Origin of the sequence: Paracoccus simplex (assembly GCF_042648325.1) — a bacterium.
In the GTDB taxonomy this organism is placed as follows: Bacteria; Pseudomonadota; Alphaproteobacteria; order Rhodobacterales; family Rhodobacteraceae; genus Paracoccus; species Paracoccus simplex.
Map to the genome: position 1 here is coordinate 1 of NZ_JBHRXE010000023.1, position 4,325 is coordinate 4,325.

Here is a 4,325-nt window from a genome sequence, read left to right on the forward strand (position 1 = left end):
GTTCTGGCGATATCTCCGCCCTGAGCATGGCCCTTGCCCAGATCGTTCGAGGGCTGATCTCGCCTACCGCGAGATGATCGGACAGGCGCGAGGTGGCGTCGAGATCTGGGCGATCCCGCCCGCGGGGATAAGCGCAGGCGCGGTCGAGAAAATCATCCAGCCCGGCAAGCGCGGCCTCCTCGCCCGCAGGCGTGGCAAATCGCTCCAGCGCGGCGCGGCCGCGGTACAGGTCCGGCGCCAGATCGAGGGTGCTCAGGTCAAGCCCGCCGAGCGGTTCAGCGCAGGGTTCAATGCCCGGCGGGGCATCGGCGGCGGGCCAGTCGGTGCCGCGCTGCCGCACCGCCCGCGCAAAGGGCGAATAGACGCGGTAAGCCCCGCCATTTCCGCTGCGGACCCACTCTGTTGCACACTGGTTCTCCCGATCCTGTCTCACGACTATTGCGCCAAGCTGCTCCTTGCCCTCTTACGCTCCGACCTCCTCGCGACTGACGGACGGCTTACGCCGCCGTAGCCGGAGCCTTGTAGACGCCACCCCGGGCCATCAGAGCCCAGACGATCCGCGCCATCTTGTTCGCCAGCGCGACCCGCACCAGCATCGGCGGCTTGCGCGTCAGCATCCCGCCCAGCCAAGTTCCCGGCCGGGCCGCAGCATGGACATGGCGTTTGATGATGACGCTGTTGGCGCCAATGATCAGGAGGCGCCGCAAAGACCGTTCGCCCATCCTTGTCGTGGCCCCAAGGCGCTGCTTGCCGCCTGTGGAATGCTGACGGGGTGTGAGGCCGAGCCAAGCCGCAAAATCGCGCGCCTTGCGGAACGTCTCGGGGGGCGGAGCCAGGACTGCGATGGCCGTGGCAATCAGAGGACCTATCCCCGGGACTGTCATCAGCCGCCGCGCCACCTCATTGTCCTGGGCACACCGGGCGATCTCGGTATCGAGCTTGCTGATCTCCGCCTCGAGATGGGCGAGGGTCGCGACCAGCACCTTGAGCGTGGGGATGGCATCGGCAGGCAGACCGCCTTCCGGATCTTCCACAATGGCAATCAGCTTCGACACGTTAGCCGCGCCCTGCGGCACGATCTTTCCGAACTCGCCCAAATGCCCGCGCAGGGCATTGATGGCCTGGGTTCTCTGCCGGATCAGCAACTCGCGGATGCGAAAGACCATTGCAGCGCCCTGGGTCTCCTCGCTCTTCACCGGCACGAAGCGCATCGTCGGGCGCTGCGCCGCCTCGCAGATTGCTTCGGCATCGGCCATGTCATTCTTCTGGCGCTTCACGAATGGCTTCACGTAGGCGGGTGGGATCAGCCGCACCTCATGCCCGATCTTCCCGATCTCACGCCCCCAGAAATGGGCGCCGCCACAGGCTTCCATCGCGACAACGCAGGCCGGAAGCTGTCCGAAGAATGCCAGGACCTGGTCTCTTCTCAGCTTCTTGCGCAGCACCGCCCGGCCCGCAGCGTCGGCCCCGTGAACCTGAAACACATTCTTCGCCAAATCGAGTCCGACCGTGATAATCTCAGACATGACCGCTCTCCTTTGTGGATCATTGCAGACCCACCTTGGCGCACAGAGGCCGTCGGGGGGCGGTCACAGCATCAAAGCCGTGGGACGGCCAAAGGATCACGCTGATCGATCTGGAGCGCTTCGGCAAGGTTCGCAAGCTGCATTCGGCTCAGGTCATTGATTTCATTATTTTCGCTCTGAGTTGCTTTGCGGTGGCCAATCGTTCTCTGCCACAGATTGATCAGGCGCTCTATCTCTATCGGATGCTCGACATGCGCGGTGTCTATATTGCCGCCAACCGCTGGCTGCACTGGTTGCGTTGGTTGGACCCGGTGGCGCGCTGGCTGCAAAGGTTCCGGAGCTCGCGCGACATTGCGGCCATTCCCCGGCTTTTCAAATGGTTGCGGGAACGAAGCTGAAACCCGCAATCCCGGCGCGTCGATCGTGTAAACCGGGTGCCCCGCATCCGATCCGCACTATCTTGGTGAACAGGACGGAAAGACGACCGTATGCCCGTGCAGCCTGCCGCCTAACCAAGGCGGTCCATGCGGGTATCCAGATTGTCACCGTCACCCTTGTAGTCCTTGTGCTCGACATCGTCGAAGCCCGGATTCGGCAAACGCCCGTTATCTCGGTAGAATTGCCACTCTTCTGGCCGGTAGTCGAAGATGCTATGGTCATCCGGCGCATCGCGCTGGCCGTAGTTGTACAGGTATTTGTCCAAGTATTCGTAGCGCTGTGCTCCATCAGGCATCAGAATGTCCTGACCGTCCAGCCGCGAGAACAGATCCTTCATATCCTCGCGGTGCTTCTTCATGTTGTTGTTGTGCCTGATGTCGTCGATGATCATCGAGGGCAGGAAGGCGATTGCGCCAAGCAGTGCGCCGACCCCAAGCAGCGGCCCGGCAAGCGCGCGCCCGATCGCAGCCCCGATCCGGCCTGCGGTCGCCGCACCCGTCGCCGCGCCGCCGCCAAAGGTAAACGCCCCCGCTGCGATCTGAATCGCGCCGCTGGCGATAGCGCCTGCATCGCCCGCACCGACGCCGCGCTTGATCGAGAGACCGCCCAGAACCACATCGGCTACGCCGGTGAACACATTCGCACCCGCATCCATGATCCGCAGCGCGGCCGAGGCCATGCGCGAGAAATTCGTGGATCCGGGCAGTTCAGGATTCTTCACATAGCCGTTCTCGATCCCCTTCCTGATCTCTTTCACCTCGCTTTCGCTGAGGTTCAGACGCTTGGACAGGCTGCCGGTGCCATCGATATCGGCCTCGTCCAGCACCGCCTCGAAGTTCCGGACGAACCGCTCGCCGATCTCAGGCGTGAAGGGCGTGCCTCCCGGCGCATTCTCGCGGCTGAAGATCTGCGGCAGCGTCTTGTCCAGCCCCAACATCTTGTTGGCATTGGTGCCCATGACCTTGTCGTAGATGTTCGAGCCGAGATTGGCGAAATGCTGCCCCGCGCCTAGGAAGCTGACGAATTCCTTCGCGATGGCGACCCGCTCTTCCGGCGTATCGGCCAGCGTGCCGCCCTTGCCGGTCAGCTGATAGATGCCGGATGCCAGCGAGATCGCACCGCCCACCGAACCGAGGGTGCCATTGCTGTTCAACTCGCCCAACACGCTCAGCGCCGCGCCGTCGCTGCGTTCGTTCAACGCCTTGAAGATGCCCTTGCCATTCGACTCGGCGACCTTCTCGATATCGGCCTGCGTCAGCGTGCCATTCTTGTTGAACTTGTCGCCCAGCTCTTGCAACACCGCGTTGAAGCTCTTGGCCTGCTGCTTGTCGTTCAGGAACTCGTTGACGAATTTGTCTAGCGTATCGACCGTCCTGCGCGGGACGTCGATGCCGCCCTTTTTCAGCGTTGTCAGAACGGTGACGAGCACATCCTTGGTAGCCAGCGCCTCGTTTTCTTCGCTGACCGAACTGGGATCGGCGATGATCTGGTCCAGATCGGCAGTCAACCCGTTCAGCAGCATGGTCTGGGCGAACTTGCCCGCCTCTTCCTTGTCGAAGGCTGCCAGACCGGCATAGGTGCGGGCGATATCAGTCTCGGCCAGATCTCCATCGCCCTTCTGCTTCAGATCGGAGATGTAATCGACATAATCGTCGCTGAAGGCCATGTCGCTGAGCCGCTTGTGCAGCTTGTCGGCATCGGGCAGCGATTTGATCGCCTTGTCCTGCGCGGCGATGTAATCGTTCTGTACGCTTTCCGAAGACATCAGATCGGCGATATTCGTGTCCAGCTTCGACGCGTCGATGATCGCCGCCATGTCCAGATGGTTCACATCGACAAGGTTCTGCCCCATCGACATGTCCAGCGCGACCATCTTGGTGCCATCGTCAAGGATCGTCTTGGCGCGCAGCGCGTCATACAGCTTGGCGCGGTCGTCATCCTTGCCGATGCCGCCCTCCTCGATCCCGCGCTTCCAGCCGTCCAGCGTCTCGCGCCATGCCAGACCGGAAACGGTCAGCTTGGTATCGTCGTCCTTCGAGACGGTTTCGGTCGTCTCCATGCCCAGAGGATCGACGTCGCCGGGTTTCGGCAGCTCCCGCTTGTCGCGCGCATCGTCGATCTGCCCATCCATGTCCACGAAGCCATCACGGGCCGAGACGAGCCGGTCATAGAGATTCGGGTTAAGCTCTTCGGAGACGATCACCTTGCGAATATCGTCATCGCCAACCGGAATCTCGGCGCGGATCAGGCCCGGGCCGACCTCATCTTCCCAGCCGATCTTGGCCCTCTGGATCTGATCGTTGCTGTAGACGTCCTCGATCGTGTTCTTGTAGCCTTGTTCCTCGCTCATCCGGATGCCGT

Annotated in this window: 3 protein-coding genes and 1 pseudogene; 1 reads left to right on the forward strand and 3 read right to left on the reverse strand. The window is 62.3% G+C overall.

Annotated features, from left to right (window positions below; all coding sequences use genetic code 11):
- Both ACFOMP_RS10090 and ACFOMP_RS10095 read right to left on the reverse strand, forming a co-directional pair.
- A pseudogene (locus ACFOMP_RS10090) lies at positions 1 to 433 on the reverse strand (cryptochrome/photolyase family protein); the annotation flags it as partial.
- Positions 434 to 497: 64 nt separating this feature from the next.
- Positions 498 to 1,526: an IS110-like element ISPko7 family transposase gene (locus ACFOMP_RS10095; protein WP_028714619.1), complete on the reverse strand. Its 1,029-nt coding sequence runs from the start codon at positions 1,524 to 1,526 to the stop codon at positions 498 to 500.
- Positions 1,527 to 1,561: 35 nt separating this feature from the next.
- Between ACFOMP_RS10095 and ACFOMP_RS10100 the strand changes: the two genes are divergently transcribed.
- Positions 1,562 to 1,924 (forward strand): hypothetical protein, encoded by a 363-nt coding sequence (locus ACFOMP_RS10100; protein ID WP_172686462.1) that lies wholly within the window; start codon positions 1,562 to 1,564, stop codon positions 1,922 to 1,924.
- A 110-nt stretch (positions 1,925 to 2,034) separates the two neighbouring features.
- Here ACFOMP_RS10100 and ACFOMP_RS10105 read toward each other — a convergent pair.
- The coding region (locus tag ACFOMP_RS10105) for a hypothetical protein (protein WP_379030026.1) at positions 2,035 to 4,325 on the reverse strand (2,291 nt) is incomplete at its 5' end.

What these genes read in the sequence shown, in the direction of transcription:
- ACFOMP_RS10095 (WP_028714619.1), bottom strand. Translation starts at nt 1,526, where the DNA reads ATGTCTGAGATTATCACGGTCGGACTCGATTTGGCGAAGAATGTGTTT.